This window comes from Salmonella sp. FC25216 (assembly GCF_057751355.1).
On sequence record NZ_JBDGON010000033.1, the window covers coordinates 1 to 774 of the forward strand.

Below are 774 nucleotides of genomic sequence, written 5' to 3' on the forward strand. Positions count from 1 at the left end.
ACCGGTAAGTACCGGTACAGCACGGGAGCAAAAATATTTTTGATCCTGCTGACGGTATTCACTGTCGCAGCGCTGTTCGGCCTGTACCAGGTCCTGACGTACTGATATGCAGACGTTAACCAGGGTACTGCCGCCTCTCCGGCTGATTATGTTTTGTCAGTCAGGAGAAAATCCTGCGCAGTTTCCGGATACCGGCGGTCTTTGCGTGGAAGACAGCGTTCGTCTCAGGACACCAGAAGGGCTGCTGGATCGGTTGCGCCGGTGGCCAGGCGCGATGGTGATATCCGCCGGACGACCATCAACCCAGCTTTTACTGTGGCAACAGGTTTTTCAGCGTTATCCGCGGACAGTGGTTTTTTGCAGCAGTAACGCGTTTTTACCGGTTGACGTCAGTGTGGAAGGTTACTTCCGCCATCTGAGGCTGATTAAATGCGCCATGCCGGTAAGGGTTCTGGCCAGAATGGCTGAGCTGGCCATGTGGTCATCAGTACAGACATCGCCTTACGAGGAGGAGATGAAGAACGTGTTGAGCGTGCCGGAACTGGTGATGGAAATAAACAGCCGCACTCTGGTCCGGTTACTGTCAGAGCGTCTGCCAAAACAGGGGCGGCGGGTGCTGGGATTACTGTTATCAGGCTGTAGCCCGGAAATGACGGCCCGTATGCTGGGGACCGGCGTGAGGCAGGTCTGGCTCGCGGAGCAAACGCTGAAACAACGCTGGGATATACCGGCAGGAGTACCGCTACCTGATGCGGTAAGAATAAGGATGCCGGA

The 774-nt window shown here is 55.6% G+C and carries 1 protein-coding gene and 1 pseudogene; both read left to right on the forward strand.

Translation table 11 applies throughout. From position 1 onward, the window contains the following. A pseudogene (locus tag AC3G3F_RS23835) lies at window positions 1-105 on the forward strand (hypothetical protein); the annotation flags it as partial. 1 nt (window position 106) lies between these two features. Next, window positions 107-774: transport protein (locus AC3G3F_RS23840; protein WP_488395930.1), on the forward strand; the 668-nt coding region annotated here is incomplete at its 3' end.